This is a genomic window from Salinicoccus sp. Marseille-QA3875 (genome assembly GCF_054950095.1).
On the sequence record NZ_CM143103.1, the window covers coordinates 2,604,053 to 2,626,819 of the forward strand.

Below are 22,767 nucleotides of genomic sequence, written 5' to 3' on the forward strand. Positions count from 1 at the left end.
TTATGGAATCAACAATGTTATCGATAAGTAATGGGCTGATTACAGCGGCTTTCTTTATTCTTTTAGTAGCGCTGGTACCACTTGCAATCAGTATCAAAAGTAAAAAGAAAAGATCAGAATATATCGCCATTACAATGACTGTAGTAGCTTTTATTATGCAAATTGGGTATTTTATACTAAGATGGATAGCAACAGGACATGCTCCCGTATCCAATATGTATGAATTCATCGCAACGTTTTCAATAATGTTAATTTTAGGTTATTTAATCACCTACCATTATTACAAAACCAAAGTTTTAGGTTTATTCGCCATTCCTGTCTCATTATTACTGATTGCGTACGGCAGTTTATTTTCAACGGATGCGAACCCTTTAATACCTTCGCTGCAAAGTAACTGGCTGGCAATACACGTAATTACAGTAACTGTTTCATACGGTATCTTATCTATGAGTGCTGTTGCCGGTTTAATATATTTACTGAAAGCCATTCCGGAAAATGAAAAATCATTGAGAGCACGGACGCTTGAAATGATTATGGCGGGTATTGTCATTGTGCTGGTTTATATTGGAACCACACTGGTCATGCAGGGAGCAGTAGGATACAGTGATGAATTCATGTATACCGATCAGCGGGGAGAAACCATGATTGCGGATTACCATCTGCCAAGCCTGATCAACTACGCTGACGCAATCCCTGTGGATCACCTCGGCGACAATCAATATGAGGAAGCAGATCATTTCCACACAGGAATCAATCTGCCGCCTGTAATCAACTCGCAGTCACTGAATACAGTTATCTGGTCAATCATACTGGGGTCCATTGTTTACGGGATACTCCGCCTGGTACTCAGAAAACGCTTGATGGCGTTTGTCAAGCCGTTTGCGAGCAGGGCTAATTTAAACTTGATGGATGAAATCGGATACCGCTCAGTAATTATCGGTTTTCCATTATTTGCTCTTGGAGGCATCTTCTTTGCAGCTATCTGGGCTCAAATAGCGTGGAGCAGATTCTGGGGCTGGGATCCAAAAGAAACCTGGGCTTTCATCACATTCATGTTCTATACGGTTTTCCTGCACTTAAGATTAAACCGGGGATATGAAGGAGAGAAATCTGCATGGCTTGCAGTGCTTGGTTTCATACTGATACTCTTTAACCTGATTGCAATAAACTTGATTGTTGCTGGACTTCACTCATATGCATAGCTAGAAAAGAGGGTTGAAATGACTGAAAAAATACTAATTGTTGATGACGAAGAAAGAATAAGAAAGTTATTGAACATGTATCTGGTCCGCGAGGGCTACGATATTACAGAAGCAGAGGACGGCGAGGAAGCGCTCGAACTCGCAATGGAAAATGATTACAGCTGTATACTGCTGGATCTGATGATGCCGAAGATGGATGGTATTGAGGTGGCAGGCAGATTGCGCCGCACAAAGTCGACTCCGATCATCATGCTGACCGCCAAAGGTGAAGAAAATAACCGGGTGGAAGGATTTGAAGTCGGAGCGGATGACTATATCGTCAAGCCATTTTCTCCGAGGGAGGTTGTTTTACGCGTTAAAGCGATACTGCGCCGTTCTTCTGAAACGGCGTTCATCAATCAGGAGGCGACAGCGAAGGATGTCATCGTCTATGAACATTTGGTAATAGATAATGATGCGCACCGCGTTCTTGCTGATGATCATAAAGTTAATCTGACGCCAAAGGAGTATGAACTTTTATTATTTCTTGCAAAAAGTCCCGACAAAGTCTTCGATCGTGAAGAGTTGTTGAAAGAAGTCTGGCATTATGATTTCTACGGCGACTTAAGAACGGTGGATACACATGTAAAACGTTTGAGAGAGAAGTTGAACAAAGTATCACCGGAAGCAAGCCGCATGATTCATACTGTGTGGGGCATCGGTTATAAGTTTGAGGTAAATGAATCGTGAAATCATTAAATAGTCTTGTTTCTAAACTGTGGTTGACCATTATTTTAATGGTGACTGCAGTTTTAATTATATTAACTCTCGCTTTAATATTTTTCTTCAGAAGTTATGTATTCAATTCGACTGAAACAATTTTAGAAGAAGATATTGAAAGAGTGGAAGAAGTACTGCTTACCGAACATGATATCAATGCATCCTCAGTCAGCAATGCGAACCTTCTGCTGGAGGATAATCTTCTTATCCTTTATGACAATGAATCAATTTTGCCGTTGTCCGCCCTGGATGAAGAGATTTACAACCGGATAAATATTGATGACATGCCTGAATCAACATTTATAATGGATGATTTATACGACAGTATGTATATGATTAAAACCTCAAATTTAACCAGGTACTTTGATGAAGATATTAAAATCATAAAATACCGTGACCTTGATGCAGTAAACCAGTCCATCAGCACAATCACGATGATAATGTTCATAACAACCGGAATATTGATCATCGGTACGACAATTTTCGCATTCTTATTACTTAACAGAATTACCCAGCCGCTCACTAAATTAAAGACTGCTGCATATAACACTTCCCAGGGTAAATACAAACCTTTGAAAGTCCGCAGCAGAGATGAAATAGGCGAGCTGACATTGGCTTTCAATAAAATGAACCAGGATATTAAAAATAATATCGAAGCTGTACTTCATGAGAAAAATCTCAGAGAAGAAATTTTCTCTTCCATGGAAGAGGGCGTACTTTATTTTGATACTGAAGGAAAGCTGATATACAGCAATGCAAAAGGCAACGTAATCTATCAGACTTTAACTTCAAAAGAACATGAAAAAGAATTGTTCATGGATAGTGTACTTAATATTGTTGAATCGAAAACATCACACATAGAAAGATTGAACATTACGAACAAACACTATCAAGTATCATATACAGCTGTAGTCAGCGACAATAAAACATACGGTGCCATCGTTCTGATCCGCGACATCACTGAAATCGTCAAAACGGAAACGATGCGCTCAGATTTCATAGCCAACGTCTCACATGAACTTAAAACACCGATGGTCATGCTCAGTGGCTATTCTGAAGCGATTCTGGATGAAATCGTCACTGAACCGGAAGAAGTCAAGGAAATGATAAAAATCATCAAAGACGAATCTGACAGAATGAACAAACTTGTAAATGAATTGATTACGATTGCAAGAATGGACAGTGGCGCAGATCTTTTGAATATTGCAGAAAATGATATTATGATCCTGGTCAATGAAATCAGTTTCAAGTTTAAACATGAAATGAATGATAAAGAGGTATCATTTAAAGTCGATGTTGAAAAAGACAGTATAATATTCGACTTTGATTATGGTAAAATAGAACAAGTCATAAATAATCTGCTCGATAATGCAATCCGTTATACAAAGCCGCATGATACAATTACCTTGAAGGTTCGTGACGATGGAGATGAAATTTTAATTTCAGTCGGAGACACAGGAATCGGTCTTAAAGAAGAGCATCAAAACCGTGTTTTTGAGCGCTTTTATAAAGTAGATGAATCAAGAACCCGCGGGAAGCACGGTACAGGTCTCGGCCTGTATATCGTTTCTTCGATTATAAAAAGACATCATGGAACTATTGATCTGAATAGCGAATATGGTGTGGGCACGGTATTTGATATCACCCTGCCAAAAAATCACAGTAAGGAATAGAGGGATGCCAATGGACAGAAACCGTTTAAGAAAATTAATCATCATCAGCATACTTTCGGCAATTTCATTCGTGCTGCTGCTTCTGCAGTTCCCGATACCGTTCCTGCCTCCTTATCTGACTGTGGATTTATCTGATATTCCTGCTTTCATAGGGTTTATGATGTACGGAGGAGCAGTTGGATCACTGATTATCGTTTTAAAAATAATAATCTACGGCCTGCTTGCTGCAAGTGAACCCATAGGGCCGCTTGCAAATCTGATCGCATCATTTGCATTGCTGCTGCCGGTTTTTTTCATTTATATGAGACATAGGACTACAAAATCTTTAGTTATAGGATTTATAGCCGGAACGCTCGTTTTAACGATAATACTTTCGGTTTTCAATTATTTTATACTTTTGCCGCTTTACGGGATGATTGTTGATCAGACGGATATAATTGAAAATTTGAGAATAATTATTACTGCTGGAATCGTTCCTTTTAATATTATTAAGGGAATCATCGTAGGACTGGTGGCATTTGTCATTTATAAGAAATTACTTCCAAAATTGAATAGGTTATAAAAAAAGAGGCGGGTCGTCACCGCCTCTTTTAACTATTCATATCTTAAAGGATCTCCGTCAAACCGCTCTTCAGCCAATTTTATTGAATCTGTCGGACATCCGTTAAAAGCATCGTTCAAATCATCATATAGTTCTTCTGGTACTGCAGCTGTTCCCTTATTGTCATCTAAAATTACATAGGCAATACCGTCATCATCGTAATCATATATATCGGGAGCAGAGGCCCCGCATGCTCCACATGCAATGCACGTATCCATATCAACGATGGTATATTTTTTTACAGTCATGCTTTCACCTCATAACAAAAGACTTCTACATAATTTTATGATGAACGTGAATCTTTATCAAATAAATGACTTTTATTTTGAACAAAACATACTTTGGGCGGATAATGCTTTAAAATTCACACAAATAATAATATAATATACATGTAAGATTTAAGTTTGAGGAGAATGTCTAATGAAAGACGATTTTTATAAAGATATTGAACATAAACGTTCGCATGAAGAAACGGCACAATCCAAAAAGAAAACTAAAAATAATGAGAAAAATGATAATATCAAAAATGAAGATCCTGCTATGAAACGGACTGCCAAATATAAAGAGAAAGAAAATACAAGTAATCAACCCAAGCAATTCTCCAATAAAGTTAAAAGTTATTTCAACAAGGATAATTTAAATAAAGGCCGTGCATTTTTTGCCGGTAAATTTTCCACCTACAATAAACGGTTCAATGATGAATTGAAAGTCACAAAGGAAAAATTGAATGAACTGAGAAAAAAACCGAAAAATCAGAATGACTCTTCTTCAGGTGAAAATCCGGAAGATGAAGAATCAAAGAAAAAAGGCCTCTTACCGATGATAATCGGCGGAATCGTCATAGTGCCGATTACAATATTCCTCGCATTTCTGATCATCGGCAATTTCTGGCCGTCAAATGATGGAATGGAACTTGCAACCGATGAAAGCAGCAATGAAGAAAATCAGGATGAGGAGGAAGTCAGCGAGGATTTGGACGAGCAGCGCTTTGAAATGGAGAAACGTCTGGCAGAATCGAGAGAAGAAGAGAGCGGCGAATCAGAGGAAAGCCAGTCGGACGGCGGTGAAGGTTCAGACGAATCCGGAAATTCTGACAGTGACCTTGCTACAGGAAATATAGAAGCTGATTATAGTGATGAAGAAGTTTCAATGCTGGAAGATGCTGCTGGTGATGCAATTGATGATAAAGAAAATGAAGAGTCAGAAGATGAAAACACCCAGACAGATGAGTCTGCAGAAGAACAGCAGTCTGAAGAAGACTCTGAACAGGAGCAATCATCAGAGGAAGAGGAAACTGATGAAGAAACGACAGGCACAACTCATGTCGTCACGGATCAGGATAACTTATTTCAAATTGCAAAAAGATACTACGGTGACGGCTCTGCAGAGTATGTACAGAGAATCCGTGATGCGAACGGTATCAGCGGCAACAATATAAACGAGGGACAAGAACTTGTAATCCCTTGATGAACGGAACAGTGAAATGAAATATTATGAAACCATTATTGTCGGTGCGGGACCGTGCGGCCTCTCTGCAGCAATTGAACTGGAGCAGAACGACATTGAGTATCTCGTGATTGAAGAGGGCAACATAGTGAATGCCATCTACAATTATCCGACACATCAGACGTTTTTCTCTTCTTCAGAAAAGCTGGCAATCGGAAATTTCCCTTTTATCACAGAAGCTCACAAACCAAAAAGAAATCAGGCACTTGTATATTACAGGGAAGTGGTTAAACACTTTAATCTGAATATCAATACTTATGAAAAAGTCACTTCCTCGAGAAAGACGGAAGACGGCTTTACGGTAGAGACTTCAAAAAGCCAGTATATGTGTAAATATCTGATTGTAGCCACCGGTTATTACGGTCAGCCCAACACGCTGGATGTCCCGGGGGCAGACAAGGATAAGGTATTCCATTATTTTAAAGAGGCCCATCCTTTTTTTAACCAGCATGTACTGATCATAGGCGGTAAGAACTCCAGTGTGGATGCGGCCCTCGAGCTTGAAAAAGCGGGCAGCCATGTCACTATCATCTACCGGGGGAATGATTACTCCAAGAGCATCAAGCCATGGATACTGCCTCAGTTGAAATCCTTGATCAGGCATGGAAAAGTTGATCATTATTTCAATGCGGACATGATTGATATCAAAGATGAATCTGTCATTTTCAGTACAGACGGCGGAACCGTTGAAATAAAAAATGATTTTGTTTTTGCGATGATCGGCTATCATCCTGATTATTGTTTTCTCAAGTCACTCGGCATTGAACTTGAAGAATATGGCAATGGCCTGTCACCGGTACATGATCCGGACACGATGGAAACCAATGTGGACGACCTGTATATTGCCGGGGTCATTGCTGCAGGTCATGATGCCAACATGATAGTCATTGAAAACGGCCGTTTCCACGGCGAGCGGATCATTAAAGATATTTTGAAAAAGAAAGCGCAGAAATAAAAGAAGTCCGAAAAGTTTCGGGCTTCTTTTTTTATGATACAAATGCATTTTTAATATCTTCTTTTTCCAGGTTGGAAAGTGCAAGCATCAGCTTCAGCCTCGCCTTCGGTCCATTCAGGCCGTTTGAAAATATGATGCCTTTTTCCTTCAGTTCATATCCGCCGCCATGATAATCATAGTAACTTCCTACAATACCGTTGAAAGATCTGGAGACGATGACAGTCGTAATATCCGCTTCTGTCACAGCATCCAGTCCTTCCATGGCACTTGGCGGAAGATTGCCCTGGCCCAATGCCTCTATGATCAGTCCGTCATAGCCGGCCTGAACGATGGCATTGAAGAATGTTTCGTCCAGGCCGACATGGGCTTTTATAAGGGCCACTTTAACAGCACTGTTGACGCTTGAGTATTTATCCTGATGCTTAATGGTGTGGTGGTAATATACTTCGGCTTTCGTCAAAAATCCGATCGGTCCATGATTCGGACTTTGAAATGTCGCAACATTTGATGTGTGTGTTTTTGTGACAAAACGAGCTGTATGTATTTCATCATTGAATACTACTAGCACGCCTCTGTCTTTGGATTCAGGGCTGAGAGCAACACGCAGTCCTGATAAGTAGTTGTACATACCGTCGCTGCCGAGTTCGTTAGATGAGCGCATGGCGCCGGTAATGATGACAGGCTGTTCGACATTTAAAGTCAAGTCGAGGAAAAAGGCAGTTTCTTCAAGTGTATCCGTCCCGTGTGTAATGACAAACCCTTCATACCGGCCTTTATTGTCTGAGATGATTTTTTTAATTTCATTCATATCATCAACAGTGATGTGGGGAGAGGGTTTTTTAATAGGATAAATTTCCGTGATGTCCACATCACCATCCAAATGACCTTCAATCTTCAAAGGGTTTTCTTCGTTCTCACTGATTATTCCGTCGGTCTCAGACATGCTGATTGTGCCGCCTGTATGTATCGCCAGAATTTTCTTCAAATTTTATGCACCTCGTAACTGTATTTATTTGAAAAATAATAAAAGCATATCTTTTATTAAGTTAATGTATGAATCTATGATAAAATAAACAAGAATAATGAATCAAGGCAGGTATACATCTTATGAATAATAAAATTAATATAGCTATTGACGGGCCGGCCGCTGCAGGTAAAAGCACAATCTCCAGGCGCGTCGCCGAACAGTTGAATTACATCTACATTGACACTGGTGCGATGTACAGAGCGATAACATTATTATACATAGAAAATGGAAAAGATATAATCAATAATCTCAATAATGTTGAGATCACTTTCAAAAGAGAAGATACAAACCGTGTATTTTTGAACAGTCGGGATGTAACTGATGAAATACGGTCACAGGAAGTGACTGGAAAAGTCAGTGAGGTCTCAAGCTTTGAAGTGGTCAGAAGTTATCTGGTCGCAATGCAGCAAAAAATAGGTCTTGAAAAAGGTGTAGTAATGGATGGCCGCGACATCGGCACGACAGTGCTTCCGGATGCAGAGTTGAAGATATTCATGCAGGCATCTCCGAGGGTGAGGGCAGAACGCCGTCTCATCGAAGAAACAGCCAGAGGAAACCATATCAACCTGGATCAGCTCACTTCACAGATCATCAAGCGTGATGAACTTGATATGAACCGTGAAATCTCACCACTGGTACAGGCTCGGGATGCGATTCTTCTGGATACTACTGAATTATCCATTGAAGAAGTCGAAGCCCATATTTTACACCTGGCAAAGCAGAAGATAGGAGTAGAGTAGCATGCTATATAAAGTTGTTAGAGGGATTGTCAAAAGGTTTTATCATACAAGATTTAAAGTGAATGTCATAGGGGAAGAAAGAATACCGGAATCCGGACCGGTTTTAATATGCAGCAACCACATGTCGGAGTTTGATCCGCCACTTGTTGCAATCAGTACAAAGCGGGAAATGTCTTTCTTTGCAAAATCGGAACTTTTTAAAATACCACTTCTTGGCAATCTGATCAGCCGTCTGAATGCCATACCGGTGGACCGGGGCAAAGGTGACCGTCAAGCATTGAAAAAATCTGTCGAGGCTTTGAAAGAAGGCAATATGCTTTTGATCTTCCCTGAGGGCAGCCGCACAAAAGATGGTAAACTCCAGGATCTTCAACAGGGTGCAAGTTTTATGGCGGTCAAGGGCGGGGCGAAAATAGTTCCCGCAGCCATCAAAGGTAAATATAACCGTCAAAAAGGTGTTACACTTGTATTTGGCAGACCGATTGATGTGAACGAATTAATCGCACAGGGCAAAAACCGTAAAGATATAACAATAGAATTGAAAGAAGAAATTAATAATTTGCTATTATCATAACAATTACTTGACAAATCAGCATATTTATAAGAAGTTAGGTATATAGTCTATAGTAATGTAATGGAGGCAGGCACATGACGACAGATAATATCTTGAACGAAGAAAACAACGAAGAAGAGAATTCACAGGTCGAAGAAAACTCACCTGAGGAAGAGAATGAGGTTTCACAAGAATCACAGGGAGAAACGTCAAATTCAGATGAATCGGCTGACCAGGAAGCATCAGTCAGCAGCTTTAATGAAGGTGATAAAGTAACCGGAACTGTGTTTAAAGTCGAGGATAAGTTTGTTAGGACCCATATTGATGGTACTGACTTTGAAGGTATTATTCCTATCAGTCAAGTGACTAACAAAAGAATCGAACATCCTGATGAAGTCGTCGCAGAAGACGATACAATCGAGGCTGTTGTTATTAAAGTGGAAGATGAAAGTGAACGTCACAACCTTATACTTTCAATCAGAAAACTGGAAGAAGATAAAAGCTATGATGATCTGATTGCATCCAAAGAGAACGATGAAACGATTTCGGGGACTGTAATGGAAGTTGTTCAGGCCGGACTTGTAGTGGATGTCGGTGTAAGAGGCTTCATTCCTGCATCACTGCTGTCAGATGAGTACGTAGAAGATCTGGAGCAGTTTGCGGATCAGACTTTGGAAGTTAAAGTCGAAGATATCGATAAAGATAAAAACCGGGTCATCCTGAACCGCAAGAAAATCATTGAAGTTGAAAAAGAAGCAGACCGCAAAACACAGCTTCAGAAACTTGAAACTGGTTCCATCGTTGAAGGTGAAGTTGTCAGAACCACTAATTTTGGTGCATTCATCAATTTAGGTTCTATTGACGGCCTGGCTCATATTTCCGAGCTGAGCTATGAGAGAGTTGAAAACGTCGAAGATGCAGTTAATATCGGAGACAAAGTTGATGTTAAGATTCTTGATGTGGATGTTGATAACGAACGAGTCAGCCTATCCATCAAACAGGCTCAGGAGAGTCCGTTTGAATTATTCATCAAAGAACATAACAGTGGTGATACTCTTGACGGCCTTGTTAAAAGACTTGTCGATTTCGGGGCATTCGTACAAGTGGCTCCCGGGGTGGAAGGTCTGGTTCACGTATCCGAAATCAGCCATGACCACGTCGCTCACCCTTCTGATGTGCTTGAAGAAGGACAGGAAATCCAGGTCAAAATCTTATCTTTGAGCGAGGACAGCGGCAAAGTTTCATTATCAATCAAAGAAACGACAGAACCGGCTGAAAAATCTGAACAATCATCAAAAGTCTACAGAGATGAAACTGATGAAGATCAACCAACATTAGGTGATGTGTTTGGTGATAAATTTAAGAATTTAGATTTATAAACCGATAAAACATTCGATGATAAAGGGCGATGAAAATCGCCCTTTATTTTATTTTTATGGTAAAATAATTTAAGGTAAGGAGGCGAAATCATGTATAAACCGACAATTGCTGTTGTTGGCCGTCCGAACGTAGGAAAGTCAACTTTATTTAACAGGATCATAGGTGAAAGAAAAGCGATTGTGGAGGACACGCCTGGAGTGACACGTGACCGACTATACGCAGATGGTGAATGGTTGAATCATGAATTCAATGTCATCGACACCGGTGGTATCGAAATAAAAGATGAACCTTTTCAAGAGCAAATTAAAATGCAGGCTGAAATTGCCATATTGGAAGCTGACGTCATACTGATGATTACAAACGGTAAAGAAGGTGTGACGAAAGATGATATGCATGTGGCCCGCATACTGCAGAAATCAGAAAAACCGACTATATTACTAGTCAATAAAATAGATAATTTCGAAATGCGCAATGAAATTTATGACTTTTATCAATTGGGTCTTGGTGACCCGCATCCTGTTTCAGGTTCACACGGACTTGGACTTGGCGATGCTTTGGATGCAGCAGTGGAGCACTTTAAAAACTTGGAAATTGATATACAGGCAGATGATTCCATAAAGGTTTCCCTTATCGGGAGACCGAATGTCGGAAAATCCAGTCTGATCAATGCGATATTGAATGAGGACAGGGTCATCGTCTCAGATATTGCCGGAACAACGAGAGACGCGATAGACACAGAATATACTTTTGACGATGATGAATATACATTGATAGATACTGCCGGTATGAGAAAACGCGGCAAAGTATATGAATCGACTGAGAAATATGCAGTCTTAAGGGCCACACGCGCGATCGAACGTTCAGATGTTGTAGTTGTTGTAATCAATGGTGAAGAAGGCATCATAGAGCAGGACAAGCGTATAGCCGGCCTTGCGCATGAAGCAGGCCGTGCAATTGTCATGGTGGTCAACAAATGGGATGCTGTTGAAAAAGATGATAAAACAATGAAGAAGTTCGAAGATGATATCCGTCAGCAGTTCCAGTTCCTGGATTATGCACCGGTCACTTTTTTATCTGCGAAAACAAAATCACGTCTGACCACACTCTTTCCACTTATTAAGCTGGTGAATGACTCTCATAAGAAGCGTATTCAATCAAGCACTCTCAACGAAGTCATCGTCGACAGTGTGAGCATGAATCCGACACCGACAGATAAAAACGGCCACCGTTTGAATATCTTCTACGGTACTCAGGTCAGTGTAGGCCCGCCCACATTCGTCATGTTTGTCAATGACACTGAATTAATGCACTTCAGTTATAAGCGATATTTGGAAAATCAGCTGAGACGGGCATTTGATTTCCATGGAACGCCTATCCACATCATCAGTCGAAAACGAAATTAAAGGAGCGTGTACTTGTGAACATTTCAGTTTTAGGTACTGGAAGCTTTGGTACAAGCCTGGCAATGGTCTTAACAGATAATAATCACGACGTACAAATGTATGGGAGAAATAATGCTGTTGTCAAAGAAATCAATGAAAAACATACAAATCAACATTATTTAAATGATATACAGCTGCCAGCAGCCTTACGGGCTACGGACGATTTGACGGCAGCAGTCGACCATGCCGAGCTTCTTGTTATTGCAGTACCTGTCAAAGCAGTGAGAACAATTACGAAAGATATACAGAAAATATTAGTTGAGAAAAATAAAAAAGTGCTGATTGTTCATGTCGCCAAAGGACTTGAGCTGAACACCTATTTAAGAGTTTCAGAAGTGATAGAGCAGGAGACCACGCCTGAAACAGTCGAGGATATATGTGTGCTGAGCGGACCGAGCCACGCTGAAGAGGTTGCCTTGAAATCTCCGACGACGGTCAGCACCGCATCCCTCCATAATAAGGGAGTCTCGACAATACAGGACGTATTCATGAGTAAATACTTCAGAGTATATGTAAATGAAGACCTTGTCGGTGTGGAAATCGGAGGTGCTCTGAAAAACATCATCGCCCTTGCAGTCGGTACTTTACATGGCTTGAAATTTGGTGATAATGCAAAAGCGGCGATCATCACCCGTGGACTGCAGGAAATTGCCAGACTCGGTACGAAAATGGGTGCGGACCCTTTGACTTTCCTTGGTCTTTCGGGCATCGGCGACCTGATAGTCACGGCAACAAGCCACCACTCCCGTAACTTCAGATGCGGTATCATGCTTGCAGAAGGTTTGAGCCTGACCGAAGCGGAAGAAAAGATGGGAATGGTAGTAGAGGGCGTAAATACGACACGGGCTGCATTTGAATTAAGCGAAAGCCATGGTGTTGAAATGCCTATTACAAAAGTACTGCATCAATATCTGTTTGATGATATCAGTGAAGATGAAGCGTTTTACAAATTGATGATGAGAGAAAAGACTTCCGAGTCGATCGGTTTGAAAGAGCTTCTCAACGAGCAATACAAAGATTGGAGTAATCAATAAGCTATGTTTGGAATATCTGCAATGGATCTTATGTGGTTGTCCTTTATATCGATGGGTTCAATGGCGGTTGCCGCGGTATTGATCTATGTGGCACGCTATGTCATAAAAATAAGGATTATAAGCATCATCGTCTCTATATTTGCATGGGGACTGCTGCTTCTTGCATTTCTTCTTATGATACCTGTTTTAGGGGGCAGCTAAATGAAAGACAATTTTAAACTTTTAACAGTTCTTTTCTCAGTTTTATTTTTAAGTGCCTGTATGTATCCCGAATCTGAACGGCCTGACCAGATGCCGAGTGAATACCAGATTGAAATGGTTCAGCAGGCTGTCGAGGAGTATCAAGAAGATACTGATGGTCTGTTACCGATTAAAACTGTTTCTGAAACGCGTGAATACTTCGAATACCAGATTGATTTCGAAAAACTTGTTCCGGAATATCTTGATGAAAGACCGCAGATTGCCTATGAAGCAGGCGGCTATTATCAATTTGTAATTCTGGATGCAGAAGAAAATCCGACCATCAAGTTGGCTGACTTGAGAATTACTGAAGAAATCCGTTCTTTACAGCTTAGAGTCAACGGTATGGGGGACCATGTCGAATTTGAAGAAACGATTGGTCCAAATGTATACAAGCTGGACCTGGACTTTTATAACCTGAATGAAAATCCGACTGTGGCCAGTCCATATTCAGGCGGGGCACTTAATGTCTACTACAGCGGCGGTGAGAATTTCATCGTTGACTACAGGGAAGAAATCGGCAGAATTATCGAGGATAACGATTTGGAGTTTGAAACTGGTGATGATGTCCGTGAAGTATTATATGAATATACTCCGATTGTCCCGATATATTCACCCGAGATAACAGTGGATGAAAATAATGATCCGATTTTTATGACAAATGTGCATAAAAGTGCATAGGAAAGCCATTTTTCTGACGAAAAACTACAAAATTCATTGCAGTGGTCAATCTACTGTGTTAAAGTCAAAACATAATGATAAAACTTATCATTATACTCATTATGGGAGGTGGAATAGTATGAACAAGACTGATTTAATCAATGCTGTCAGCGATAAAGCTGATCTAACTAAAAAAGAATCAGGTGCTGCTGTTGATGCAGTATTTGAATCAATTCAAGATTCCTTAAAAAAAGGTGAAAAAGTGCAACTGATCGGTTTCGGTAACTTTGAAGTCCGCGAACGCGCTGCACGTAAAGGCCGCAATCCACAATCTGGTGAAGAAATAGAGATTGCAGCTTCAAAAGTACCAGCTTTCAAAGCAGGTAAAGCACTTAAGGATGCAGTAAAATAATTAATGAATTAGGCCTAACGGTTGATGTTAGGTCTATTAATTTATAAGGTGATATTTTCCATGGAAGCTCTTATACAGCAAATAGAAAAAGATCTGATTAATAACAATTTGAAATTACATAATGAGCCTTTCTTCACCTTCTTTACGGATGAAGAAAATATCATTCGGGATGCACACATCTGTCATGCTGTTTTATTTTTTAATAAAGCATTACAGATTCTGGACGAAGAACCAGAAGATACAGATAGGGAAGAGCATGTTTTGACCGGCGATTATTTTTTCAGCCAGTTTTATAAAATTTTAGCATTACATAATGAGTATAAAGTGATAAATGATGTGTCCAGTATTTCCAAAGAAATCACTTCGATCAAATCAGCTTATGCCGCATCTGCTAACAACCCCTCTTATGCTGAATTAAAAAGTCTTTTATTTGCACCTCTTATTTATCTTGTAGATAATGGTTATGCACATAACAACTTATTACAGTTAATCAATCAATATATAGACAGTATCAATATTGAGAATTTACCATATATAACAAAGAGTACGGGTGACAATAATGGATAAAGAACAACGTGTACATAAAATATTCAACACCATATCAGAAGATTACGATCATATGAATAACATCATAAGTTTCAATCAGCACACACTGTGGAGAAACAAGACCATGTCCCACATGTTTTTAAGCAGTGACATGAATGTTCTCGATGTATGCTGCGGGACAGGGGACTGGACGATTCAGCTTGCTGCAAGCGGTGCAGAGACAACCGGTCTTGATTTCAGCGAGAATATGCTTGAAGTCGCAAAAGAAAAAACTGCGGCAATGGATAATATATCTTTAATTCACGGCAATGCAATGGACCTTCCGTTCGAGGATGGTCAATTTGATTATGTGACCATCGGATTCGGATTAAGGAATCTGCCTGACTACAGCGCGGCGATTGCGGATTTTTACCGCGTATTGAAACCGGGCGGCACATTGGTCATTTTAGAAACGTCCAGGCCGGAAAATAATCTGATCAATTCTGGATTTGAACTTTATTTCGGTAAAATCATGCCTGTGCTCGGCGGCATCATCGCCAAAAAGAAGAATGAGTACGCATGGCTTCATGAATCCACAAGTTCATTCCTTTCAAAAAAGGAGCTTAAGGCAATGCTGTTCTCTACCGGGTTTACAAATATTAAAATAATTCCCCACACTTTAGGTACAGCAGCCAGTCATTTTGCCATAAAGCCGATAGATGGGGATTAACGATGGTATCTTTTAAAAAGTACCTGGCACCTGATTTTATAAAAGTCGACAGATTGATAAAAGAGAACTTAAAACCGAGTGGTGTGCTTTCCAATGATCTGAGTCTTGACTTGTATAAATCGGGAGGTAAAAAATTACGGCCGACTTTATCTATTCTTGCGGGCAGGCTGGGGGACCCCGATAAGATAAATGATGTCTACAAAGTGAGTGCGAGTCTGGAACTGCTTCATATGGCAACTCTAGTGCATGATGATATCATCGATGACAGTGAACTCAGAAGAGGCAAGCCGACGGCATATTATAAGTATGGCTACTTCCAGGCAGTTAATACAGGGAATCTGCTCTTATCGACCGCCGTTCAAATGGTCAGTGATATTGAGCATGGAGAATTTCATAAAACGTACTCTGCTGCCATAGAGCAGATTGTGAGCGGTGAACTGCTTCAGTTCAACCATCAGTTTGATGAAAACCAGACTTATGACGATTACTATAAGAAGATTTATCGTAAGACGGCTTTGCTGATTGTTCTGAGTGTCGAGCTAGGCAGCTATGCCAGCCATCTGGATGAGAGCACTATGAAACATCTGACTGAATTCGCACGTCATATCGGTGTGAGTTTTCAAATCATGGACGACTGTCTGGACTTTACCGGCAATGAGTCAGAACTAGGCAAACCGAAATTTTCCGACCTGGCCAACGGTCATTATACTTTACCTGTACTTCTGCTCAGGGATAAGGATGAGTATTTCAGGCAGCAGTTGGCACACTTTAAAAACAAGCCTGAACAGCTCGCTTCACTGATCGATCAAATATTGTCTTCAGATGTTCTTGAAGAATCTCTGAAAATCAGCTCAGACCATTATGACATTGCCATAGAGCATTTAAGTGATATTGAGCAGCCTATTAAAGGATATTTACTCGAAATAGCAGAAAGATTGAAAAAACGTCTGAAATAAATTAACAATAAAATTAATTAATGATAATATAAGGACATAACTAATTTATAAGGAGATTTAATAATGGAAAAAACTTTTCTAATGATTAAACCTGATGGAGTACAGAGAAATCTTATCGGGCCGATTGTTTCAAGACTTGAAAATAAAGGTTTCAAAATTGCGGGTGCAAAATTGATGAATGTGTCTGAGGATCTTGCTAAAACCCATTATCAGGAACACCAGGACAAACCTTTCTTCGGAGAACTGGTTGACTTCATTACTTCAGGTCCGGTTTTCGCAATGGTATTGGAAGGTGAGAACGTAATCTCTACAGCAAGATTAGTAGTAGGTTCCACGAATCCTCAAGAAGCAGCACCTGGAACTATCAGAGGCGATTTTGGTTTAACTGTTGGAAAAAATATCATCCATGGTTCGGACTCACCTGAAAGTGCTGAAAGAGAAATCAATCTTTTCTTTGATAAAGCTGAAGTACTTGACTACAATCTGATCAACAAAGATTGGATCTACTAAACAAAAAAACAAGGAGCTGGGTTATTTACTCAGCTTTTTTTAATATAATTTTAGAGGAGAAGGTGGAATTATGAGATTTTTAACATCAGGCGAATCACATGGTCCAAAACTAACTGCTATAATTGAAGGTTTTCCATCAAATATGCCCATAGATAAAGACCGCATGGAAGCAGAACTGCTTAAAAGACAAGGCGGATACGGCCGTGGCCGCAGAATGAAAATCGAAAAGGATACTTTCACATTTGGTGCAGGCGTCCGTCATGGTAAAACTCTGGGCAGCCCGATAATGATCGAGCTTGCAAATGATGATTTCAAGAGCTGGACGACGATCATGGGCAGTGAGCCGTTGACTCCCGAGGAAGAAGAGAAGATGAAACGTGTAATCACAAAGCCGCGCCCCGGTCATGCTGACCTTGTCGGAGGCATTAAATACAACGCACGTGATCTGAGAAACGTTCTTGAGAGATCTTCAGCACGGGAAACTGCTGCACGAGTGGCTGTAGGAGCACTATGTAAAGAGCTGCTGCACTCATTGGGTATAAATATGACGAGCCGTGTGACTCAAATAGGTGAAGTTAAAGATGAGGGCGAATACTCATACGAAGAAATTGCCAAAGGTGCAGATGAATCATCAGTGCGTATGATTTCAGATGAGCAGACTAAGAAAACAGAAGAACTGATTGATACAGCAAAGAAAAATGGCGATACTATCGGTGGAATTGTTGAAGTCATCATCGAAAACCCACCGGTCGGCCTCGGTTCATACGTTCATTATGACAGAAAACTCGACTCTAAAATTGCAGGCAGCGTAGTCAGCATCAACGCCTTCAAAGGTGTGGAGTTCGGTATGGGCTTCAAGCTGGCACATACCCCGGGTTCACAGGTTCAGGATGAGATCCTTTACAGCAGTGAAGAGGGTTATACTCGTAAATCGAATAATTTGGGCGGCTTTGAAGGCGGCATGTCTACAGGAATGCCGATTGTTGTCCGTGCGGTGATGAAACCCATCCCGACATTATATAAACCATTGATGAGTGTAGATATCAATACTAAAGAACCGTTTAAGGCAACAGTGGAACGCAGTGATGCCTGCGCTGTACCGGCAGCTTCCATCGTCTGTGAACATATGGTTGCCATTGAAATGGCGAAAGCGGTATTGGATAAATTCCCACATGATAACTTTGAAGAATTGAAACAGGCTGTTGACGACTATGATGACAGAGTTAAAAACTTCTGATCATGAACAAGTTCAAAACGACTTATACAGCTAATAATTACACCGTCCATGTGGGACATGATATTTTCAATGAAGTGATGAAGTTGTATACATCAGAATATGAGGAAGTATTTTATATAGTTGATGAAACTGTATACGGACATTTTAAAGATGGACCATTAAAAGGAATTGAAGACCCGATTATTATTGACAGCGGTGAATCGGCAAAATCCTTCAATTCTTTCATTGATCTTACTGAGAGTCTGCTTCAAAAAGGGATTAAACGCTCCAGTCTCATTGTTGTCATCGGCGGGGGTGCTGCAGGAGATGCCGGCGGTTTTGCAGCTGCAGTAACTTTAAGAGGCGTCGATTTCATCCAGGTACCGACGACCGTTCTTGCACACGATTCTGCAATAGGCGGTAAAACTGCGATCAATTCTGGCCATGGAAAAAATCTGATCGGGTCATTTCACAGACCGGCTGGCGTTATTTATGATTTGGATTTTTTGGACACATTACCGAAAAGTGAAATTTTGAGCGGATTCGGCGAAGTATTTAAGCATGCACTTTTAAACAGTGAGAAAGCTGTTAGTGAGCTGATGAAAAAAACTGCGTCTGGAATCAGTGTAGATGGTATTGAAGAGAGCATTATCAACGGCATCAAAACCAAAATGGACTATGTGACCGCTGATGAATTCGAATCGGGTTCCAGAAAGTTTTTAAACTTGGGCCATACTCTGGGTCATGCAATTGAATATCAATATAAAATACCGCATGGCCAGGCAGTTGTTCTCGGTTTATATGCAATGATGTTCATTTCGAATCAGATTGCGGAAAAAGAAATTTTCGATCTGAATAAATATCGTAAGTACTTTGCCGGCCTGGACTATCCCGTCGGATTATTGGGTGAACTGGATACAGAAAGGATGATCAGCCTTATGAAGCATGATAAGAAAAATATTAAAAATGAAGCGATCGGTTTTGTTCTGGTTGATGAAAGTTTTTCTCCTTATTTTACAGAATTGAATATCAATGCACTTGAAAATTATTTGAATGAAATAAAGGAGTCCATATGAAATCATTATTAAATCATAAGTTTGTCGGTAATATACAAGTACCGGGCGATAAATCAATTACACACCGCGCTTTAATGATGGCGTCCCTTGCTGAAGGAACCTCCACAATAAAATCTCCTCTTAAAAGCGACGATACTTACAGAACTTCCGAAATCATGTCTCAGCTCGGTGTCAGGATCACTGATGAAAAAGGGCAGATAACAGTCGACTCCCCAGGAGCTGAAAATTTCAAGGTGCCGGGAGATGTCCTGTACACTGGGAACTCAGGAACAACTACCCGGCTGCTGATGGGGCTGATCTCAGGGCTCGGTATCAATGCAACGATTGAAGGTGATGATTCAATAGCCATCAGACCGATGGACCGTGTTTCTGGTCCGTTAGGTAAAATGGGTGCGGATATCTCCTTGAAAGAGGGCAGGTATCCGCCGATAAAAATTAAACCATGCACATTAAAAGGTATTGAGTATAATATGCCTGTTGCGAGCGCACAGGTGAAAAGTGCCATTTTATTTGCCGGTCTGTTTGCAGAAGGCGAAACGATTGTACATGAGGAATTCAAATCCCGTGACCATACTGAAATCATGCTTGAGCAGTTCGGAGTCGATATCGCAGTTGATGGTTTGACCGTCAAGCTGCAAGGCAACCAGAAATTGAAGCCTCAGGATGTCCTGGTGCCGGGAGATATATCGTCAGCAGCATTTCTAATGGTGCTCGCAGCGATAACGGAGGGATCAGATATCTTTATAAAAGATGTTTCCCTCAATGAGTCCAGATCAGGAATCATTGATGTCTTCAGACAGATGAACGCAGATATTGAAGTGGATAAAACTTCAACGGACGGTGAAGCGATCGGCAACGTCAGAGTGAAACATTCAAAAGAATTGACTTCATTTGAAATATCCGGTGACATCATCCCGAGATTGATAGATGAGATTCCGGTACTTGCTGTCCTCGGCGCTTTTGGCAGTTCCCCAAGTATCATCAAAGATGCGAAAGAATTGCGTTTCAAAGAAACTGACAGGTTGAGGGCAGTCATCGAGGAGCTGAGTAAATTTGGCATCCAATTCGAAGAGTTCGATGATGGCTTTATCGTTCATCCAGTTTCAGAAATCCGATTGACTGATAATGATTTCAACGGATATCACGACCACCGTATCATCATGATGCTGCTCGTCATGGGCATTGCAGCCGGTAAAGATATTAACATCGATGACCCTTCTGCAATCAGTATTTCCTATCCTGAATTTTTAAAGGATCTGGAAAAGCTAAAACAGGCTAGATGAAAGGATATAAATAATGCAGGAACAAATTTATCAAGCCATTGATTTTTTAAATAAGGGTGAATACCCTGAGCGAAAACTGAATACCATCATTAATAATCTGCCGCAGATTCATGAAGGCGACGATCTTGATGCATTGTTCATACTAGGAGATGCTTTAATTTCAAGCGGTCTTCATAACTATGCTGAAAAGGTGTATGTCCATCTTTATCACCAGACGGAACATGATGATGAAATACTTGCCTACCTCACTGATCTGATGATTACTGATAATCGTCTGGACGAGGCACTCAGTCTGATCAACAGCTCTGATAAAACGGCAACTGTCATGATGCTGAAAGCAGAGATATTCCAGCAGTTGAATATGAATGATATCGCTGTAAAAGCATTATTTGATGCAAAGGAAATGACTGATGATCCAATTATCGACTTTGCGATTGCCGAACTATATTTCCATGATGGAGATCTGACAGAAGCGAACAGACACTATCAATTGATGCTGAATCAGGAGATCGAGCAGGTGAATCAGGTGGATATTAATCTGAGACTGGCAGAAATCAATATGAATATTCTCAACATGGAAGATGCCAGGGCATATTTCAAAGCAGCTGATAATGATAATTTTACCAATGATGACTGGTACCGTCAGGCACTTTTGGAATATCAACTGCAGGAATATGACCATGCAGTTACGCTGTTGGAGAAAGTGCTTGATAATGAGCCGTATTACATGAATGCATATATTTTATTGATGAATGTTCATGAAACCCAGCACGATCTTCCAAAAGCAATTGAAATCATGCAGAAATATCTGACGGAAAATGATAAGAACCCGCTCGTATATTTCCATCTCGGACGACTTCATTTTAGGACGAACCAGCCTGAAAATGCTCTGAAATATTTTGAACAGGCGATTGACATCGATCAGGATTATGATGATGCCTATCTGATGCTTTTTGAAACACTGCTGAAGCTGGATGCCACTGAAGACATCGGGGATTATATTAAAAATTTCGATTATCATGCATTGTCCGGAGAATCTCTGTATCTTCTTGCCAAGATTTACTCGATCAATGAAGACGATGAAAAAGCGATGAAGTATTATAGAGAGGCATCGCCGCTTATCGGGGATTCACTGGAATTCTACGAAGACTACTTTTATTATTTGAGTGAAATCAGACATCCACTGCAAAAGGAAATCCTTGATAAACTTTTAGAGCTTGAACCGGACAATATGAAATGGCAGGATGAAAAGGAGCGTTTGATAGATGAGGACGAAGAACCATAAACGTGATTTTATAGATTATGTACTCTATCACTTTAATTTTGAAGACAGAATTGCAGTGTGGATTTTAAACTTCATCAAAGCGCATCCGACCATCATCGAGTTTGTATCATTCAGTGACAGGACTATTGACCGTAAACTTAGAATTGCTGAAGAGAGCACCGGACGCCCGGCACTCGTGTTTGAAAAAGGTGCAATTGTAACTACCGACGGTGAAGTCATACTGCATGAACTGAACAGTAATGATACGGAACCGGTATTTCTTGAATTTGTTTTCAGCACACTCAATAAGCGCTATGAAGAAATGAAAAATAATGAATATGACAATAGGCACAGTCGTATTCATCACCAAGTTAAAGAACTTGAAGAACAGATCGATACAGCCCTGCTGACCAATGACAGAGATCTATTTTACAGATTGACTGAAGAACTTAAGAAAAGAAGCGCATCTGAAAGGTGAAATCATGTTATATAATTTTAATGATATAAAAAATCTGAAAGAACAGCTCGAATTTGTCGATACTGTCGTCATTCCATTCATCAGTGCCGATATGGATGATCAGTCTTTGTCGAATGCAAATGATATTGAGCTGGTCCAGCTTGTTACCATTCAGCTGGAGAAACAGTTCAAAGGAAGAATATTCATCACTCCGTCAATGGCAACTGTCTCGTCTGATACAAGTGTTTTAAAACAGTATCAGGAACAGCTTCATGATTACGGCTTTAAAAATGTTGTCATACTCACACACTTGAATTTGGATGATGAATTCAAATCGATAAGGCTGAATCAGATTCCATTACAGGATATGAGTAACGATATTAAATTTGATCTCGTCAATGATGAAGTCAAAAAAGTGATGAAATCCATAATTTCCATTTGGAACAGTTAACTTTGAATACTTTTTACACAATTATCACATAAAGCGTGCATGAAAAATTGTGAAAGCTTATTGACCGTCGTAATTTAATAGGCTAAAATTAATATGTCCTAGTTATATTTAATGT

At 40.3% G+C, this 22,767-nt stretch carries 26 protein-coding genes; 24 read left to right on the forward strand and 2 right to left on the reverse strand.

The genetic code is table 11. The features are described 5' to 3' along the window. The first annotated feature begins 14 nt into the window (after nt 1–14). From ccsB to ACY8DT_RS13275, 4 genes are read left to right on the forward strand one after another with little or no spacing between them, the layout of a single operon-like run. Nucleotides 15–1,202 carry a c-type cytochrome biogenesis protein CcsB gene (gene ccsB / locus ACY8DT_RS13260; protein WP_462422279.1) on the forward strand — a complete coding sequence of 396 codons (1,188 nt, stop codon included), beginning with the start codon at nt 15–17 and terminating at the stop codon, nt 1,200–1,202. A gap of 18 nt (nt 1,203–1,220) precedes the next feature. Next, complete coding sequence (locus ACY8DT_RS13265) at nt 1,221–1,931, forward strand: response regulator (protein WP_462420782.1); 711 nt, start codon at nt 1,221–1,223, stop codon at nt 1,929–1,931. Further along, nucleotides 1,928–3,634 carry a HAMP domain-containing sensor histidine kinase gene (locus ACY8DT_RS13270; RefSeq protein WP_462420783.1) on the forward strand — a complete coding sequence of 569 codons (1,707 nt, stop codon included), beginning with the start codon at nt 1,928–1,930 and terminating at the stop codon, nt 3,632–3,634. Before ACY8DT_RS13265 ends, ACY8DT_RS13270 begins: the two co-directional genes overlap by 4 nt. Before the next feature lie 10 nt (nt 3,635–3,644). Further along, nucleotides 3,645–4,196: an ECF transporter S component gene (locus ACY8DT_RS13275; protein WP_462420784.1), complete on the forward strand. Its 552-nt coding sequence runs from the start codon at nt 3,645–3,647 to the stop codon at nt 4,194–4,196. A gap of 32 nt (nt 4,197–4,228) precedes the next feature. Here the strand turns inward: ACY8DT_RS13275 and ACY8DT_RS13280 are convergent, their stop codons facing one another. After that, complete coding sequence (locus tag ACY8DT_RS13280) at nt 4,229–4,483, reverse strand: ferredoxin (protein ID WP_462420785.1); 255 nt, start codon at nt 4,481–4,483, stop codon at nt 4,229–4,231. 172 nt (nt 4,484–4,655) lie between these two features. Between ACY8DT_RS13280 and ACY8DT_RS13285 the strand changes: the two genes are divergently transcribed. Then, on the forward strand, nt 4,656–5,702 hold the full coding sequence (locus ACY8DT_RS13285) for a LysM peptidoglycan-binding domain-containing protein (RefSeq protein WP_462420786.1): 1,047 nt from the start codon (nt 4,656–4,658) through the stop codon (nt 5,700–5,702). 16 nt (nt 5,703–5,718) lie between these two features. Then, nucleotides 5,719–6,696: a YpdA family putative bacillithiol disulfide reductase gene (locus tag ACY8DT_RS13290; protein WP_462420787.1), complete on the forward strand. Its 978-nt coding sequence runs from the start codon at nt 5,719–5,721 to the stop codon at nt 6,694–6,696. A 31-nt stretch (nt 6,697–6,727) separates the two neighbouring features. On the opposite strand, the gene ACY8DT_RS13295 is transcribed toward ACY8DT_RS13290, so the two are convergent. Continuing rightward, nucleotides 6,728–7,681, reverse strand: coding sequence for an asparaginase (locus ACY8DT_RS13295; protein ID WP_462420788.1), 954 nt, complete (start codon nt 7,679–7,681; stop codon nt 6,728–6,730). Nucleotides 7,682–7,803: 122 nt separating this feature from the next. Between ACY8DT_RS13295 and cmk the strand changes: the two genes are divergently transcribed. The 18 genes from cmk to ACY8DT_RS13385 all read left to right on the forward strand — a co-directional run bounded on the left by cmk (nt 7,804) and on the right by ACY8DT_RS13385 (nt 22,652). Continuing rightward, nucleotides 7,804–8,463: a (d)CMP kinase gene (gene cmk, locus ACY8DT_RS13300; RefSeq protein WP_462420789.1), complete on the forward strand. Its 660-nt coding sequence runs from the start codon at nt 7,804–7,806 to the stop codon at nt 8,461–8,463. Between the two features lies 1 nt (nt 8,464). Beyond that, nucleotides 8,465–9,037 (forward strand): lysophospholipid acyltransferase family protein, encoded by a 573-nt coding sequence (locus tag ACY8DT_RS13305; RefSeq protein ID WP_462420790.1) that lies wholly within the window; start codon nt 8,465–8,467, stop codon nt 9,035–9,037. A 74-nt stretch (nt 9,038–9,111) separates the two neighbouring features. Then, entirely contained in the window at nt 9,112–10,395 is a 1,284-nt protein-coding gene (rpsA, locus tag ACY8DT_RS13310) for a 30S ribosomal protein S1 (protein ID WP_462420791.1), read from the forward strand. A 90-nt stretch (nt 10,396–10,485) separates the two neighbouring features. Further along, nucleotides 10,486–11,799, forward strand: a complete 1,314-nt coding sequence (gene der / locus ACY8DT_RS13315; RefSeq protein WP_462420792.1) for a ribosome biogenesis GTPase Der — start codon at nt 10,486–10,488, stop codon at nt 11,797–11,799. 62 nt (nt 11,800–11,861) lie between these two features. Next, on the forward strand, nt 11,862–12,872 hold the full coding sequence (locus ACY8DT_RS13320) for an NAD(P)H-dependent glycerol-3-phosphate dehydrogenase (RefSeq protein WP_462422280.1): 1,011 nt from the start codon (nt 11,862–11,864) through the stop codon (nt 12,870–12,872). Between the two features lie 3 nt (nt 12,873–12,875). Next, nucleotides 12,876–13,073: a DUF2768 family protein gene (locus ACY8DT_RS13325; RefSeq protein WP_462420793.1), complete on the forward strand. Its 198-nt coding sequence runs from the start codon at nt 12,876–12,878 to the stop codon at nt 13,071–13,073. Then, nucleotides 13,074–13,793: a YphF family lipoprotein gene (locus ACY8DT_RS13330; RefSeq protein WP_462420794.1), complete on the forward strand. Its 720-nt coding sequence runs from the start codon at nt 13,074–13,076 to the stop codon at nt 13,791–13,793. Further along, the gene (gene hbs, locus ACY8DT_RS13335; RefSeq protein ID WP_462420795.1) at nt 13,774–14,184 is read left to right on the forward strand and encodes a non-specific DNA-binding protein Hbs; all 411 of its coding nucleotides are present in this window, start codon (nt 13,774–13,776) and stop codon (nt 14,182–14,184) included. The genes ACY8DT_RS13330 and hbs overlap by 20 nt, the downstream gene beginning before the upstream one ends. Nucleotides 14,185–14,244: 60 nt before the next feature. Beyond that, nucleotides 14,245–14,751 carry a hypothetical protein gene (locus ACY8DT_RS13340; RefSeq protein ID WP_462420796.1) on the forward strand — a complete coding sequence of 169 codons (507 nt, stop codon included), beginning with the start codon at nt 14,245–14,247 and terminating at the stop codon, nt 14,749–14,751. Beyond that, on the forward strand, nt 14,744–15,439 hold the full coding sequence (locus ACY8DT_RS13345) for a demethylmenaquinone methyltransferase (protein WP_462420797.1): 696 nt from the start codon (nt 14,744–14,746) through the stop codon (nt 15,437–15,439). Before ACY8DT_RS13340 ends, ACY8DT_RS13345 begins: the two co-directional genes overlap by 8 nt. A 2-nt stretch (nt 15,440–15,441) precedes the next feature. Beyond that, entirely contained in the window at nt 15,442–16,395 is a 954-nt protein-coding gene (locus ACY8DT_RS13350; RefSeq protein ID WP_462420798.1) for a polyprenyl synthetase family protein, read from the forward strand. 63 nt (nt 16,396–16,458) lie between these two features. After that, complete coding sequence (gene ndk / locus ACY8DT_RS13355; RefSeq protein ID WP_462420799.1) at nt 16,459–16,905, forward strand: nucleoside-diphosphate kinase; 447 nt, start codon at nt 16,459–16,461, stop codon at nt 16,903–16,905. A gap of 70 nt (nt 16,906–16,975) precedes the next feature. Then, nucleotides 16,976–18,142: a chorismate synthase gene (gene aroC, locus ACY8DT_RS13360; protein WP_462420800.1), complete on the forward strand. Its 1,167-nt coding sequence runs from the start codon at nt 16,976–16,978 to the stop codon at nt 18,140–18,142. Nucleotides 18,143–18,144: 2 nt separating this feature from the next. Then, nucleotides 18,145–19,197, forward strand: coding sequence for a 3-dehydroquinate synthase (locus tag ACY8DT_RS13365; RefSeq protein ID WP_462420801.1), 1,053 nt, complete (start codon nt 18,145–18,147; stop codon nt 19,195–19,197). Beyond that, nucleotides 19,194–20,480, forward strand: a complete 1,287-nt coding sequence (gene aroA / locus ACY8DT_RS13370; RefSeq protein ID WP_462420802.1) for a 3-phosphoshikimate 1-carboxyvinyltransferase — start codon at nt 19,194–19,196, stop codon at nt 20,478–20,480. Before ACY8DT_RS13365 ends, aroA begins: the two co-directional genes overlap by 4 nt. A gap of 13 nt (nt 20,481–20,493) precedes the next feature. Then, complete coding sequence (locus ACY8DT_RS13375) at nt 20,494–21,765, forward strand: tetratricopeptide repeat protein (protein WP_462420803.1); 1,272 nt, start codon at nt 20,494–20,496, stop codon at nt 21,763–21,765. After that, nucleotides 21,746–22,222, forward strand: a complete 477-nt coding sequence (locus ACY8DT_RS13380; RefSeq protein WP_462420804.1) for a YpiB family protein — start codon at nt 21,746–21,748, stop codon at nt 22,220–22,222. The genes ACY8DT_RS13375 and ACY8DT_RS13380 overlap by 20 nt, the downstream gene beginning before the upstream one ends. 4 nt (nt 22,223–22,226) lie before the next feature. Further along, entirely contained in the window at nt 22,227–22,652 is a 426-nt protein-coding gene (locus ACY8DT_RS13385) for a DUF2487 family protein (protein ID WP_462420805.1), read from the forward strand. Nucleotides 22,653–22,767: the final 115 nt, after the last annotated feature.

Coding starts and splice junctions, on each gene's coding strand:
- ccsB (WP_462422279.1), top strand. CDS start 15: ATGTTATCGATAAGTAATGGGCTGATTACAGCGGCTTTCTTTATTCTT.
- ACY8DT_RS13265 (WP_462420782.1), top strand. CDS start 1,221: ATGACTGAAAAAATACTAATTGTTGATGACGAAGAAAGAATAAGAAAG.
- ACY8DT_RS13275 (WP_462420784.1), top strand. CDS start 3,645: ATGGACAGAAACCGTTTAAGAAAATTAATCATCATCAGCATACTTTCG.
- ACY8DT_RS13280 (WP_462420785.1), bottom strand. CDS start 4,483: ATGACTGTAAAAAAATATACCATCGTTGATATGGATACGTGCATTGCA.
- ACY8DT_RS13285 (WP_462420786.1), top strand. CDS start 4,656: ATGAAAGACGATTTTTATAAAGATATTGAACATAAACGTTCGCATGAA.
- ACY8DT_RS13290 (WP_462420787.1), top strand. CDS start 5,719: ATGAAATATTATGAAACCATTATTGTCGGTGCGGGACCGTGCGGCCTC.
- cmk (WP_462420789.1), top strand. CDS start 7,804: ATGAATAATAAAATTAATATAGCTATTGACGGGCCGGCCGCTGCAGGT.
- ACY8DT_RS13305 (WP_462420790.1), top strand. CDS start 8,465: ATGCTATATAAAGTTGTTAGAGGGATTGTCAAAAGGTTTTATCATACA.
- rpsA (WP_462420791.1), top strand. CDS start 9,112: ATGACGACAGATAATATCTTGAACGAAGAAAACAACGAAGAAGAGAAT.
- der (WP_462420792.1), top strand. CDS start 10,486: ATGTATAAACCGACAATTGCTGTTGTTGGCCGTCCGAACGTAGGAAAG.
- ACY8DT_RS13320 (WP_462422280.1), top strand. CDS start 11,862: ATGGTCTTAACAGATAATAATCACGACGTACAAATGTATGGGAGAAAT.
- ACY8DT_RS13325 (WP_462420793.1), top strand. CDS start 12,876: ATGTTTGGAATATCTGCAATGGATCTTATGTGGTTGTCCTTTATATCG.
- ACY8DT_RS13330 (WP_462420794.1), top strand. CDS start 13,074: ATGAAAGACAATTTTAAACTTTTAACAGTTCTTTTCTCAGTTTTATTT.
- hbs (WP_462420795.1), top strand. CDS start 13,774: ATGTGCATAAAAGTGCATAGGAAAGCCATTTTTCTGACGAAAAACTAC.
- ACY8DT_RS13340 (WP_462420796.1), top strand. CDS start 14,245: ATGGAAGCTCTTATACAGCAAATAGAAAAAGATCTGATTAATAACAAT.
- ACY8DT_RS13345 (WP_462420797.1), top strand. CDS start 14,744: ATGGATAAAGAACAACGTGTACATAAAATATTCAACACCATATCAGAA.
- ACY8DT_RS13350 (WP_462420798.1), top strand. CDS start 15,442: ATGGTATCTTTTAAAAAGTACCTGGCACCTGATTTTATAAAAGTCGAC.
- ndk (WP_462420799.1), top strand. CDS start 16,459: ATGGAAAAAACTTTTCTAATGATTAAACCTGATGGAGTACAGAGAAAT.
- aroC (WP_462420800.1), top strand. CDS start 16,976: ATGAGATTTTTAACATCAGGCGAATCACATGGTCCAAAACTAACTGCT.
- ACY8DT_RS13365 (WP_462420801.1), top strand. CDS start 18,145: ATGAACAAGTTCAAAACGACTTATACAGCTAATAATTACACCGTCCAT.
- aroA (WP_462420802.1), top strand. CDS start 19,194: ATGAAATCATTATTAAATCATAAGTTTGTCGGTAATATACAAGTACCG.
- ACY8DT_RS13375 (WP_462420803.1), top strand. CDS start 20,494: ATGCAGGAACAAATTTATCAAGCCATTGATTTTTTAAATAAGGGTGAA.
- ACY8DT_RS13380 (WP_462420804.1), top strand. CDS start 21,746: ATGAGGACGAAGAACCATAAACGTGATTTTATAGATTATGTACTCTAT.
- ACY8DT_RS13385 (WP_462420805.1), top strand. CDS start 22,227: ATGTTATATAATTTTAATGATATAAAAAATCTGAAAGAACAGCTCGAA.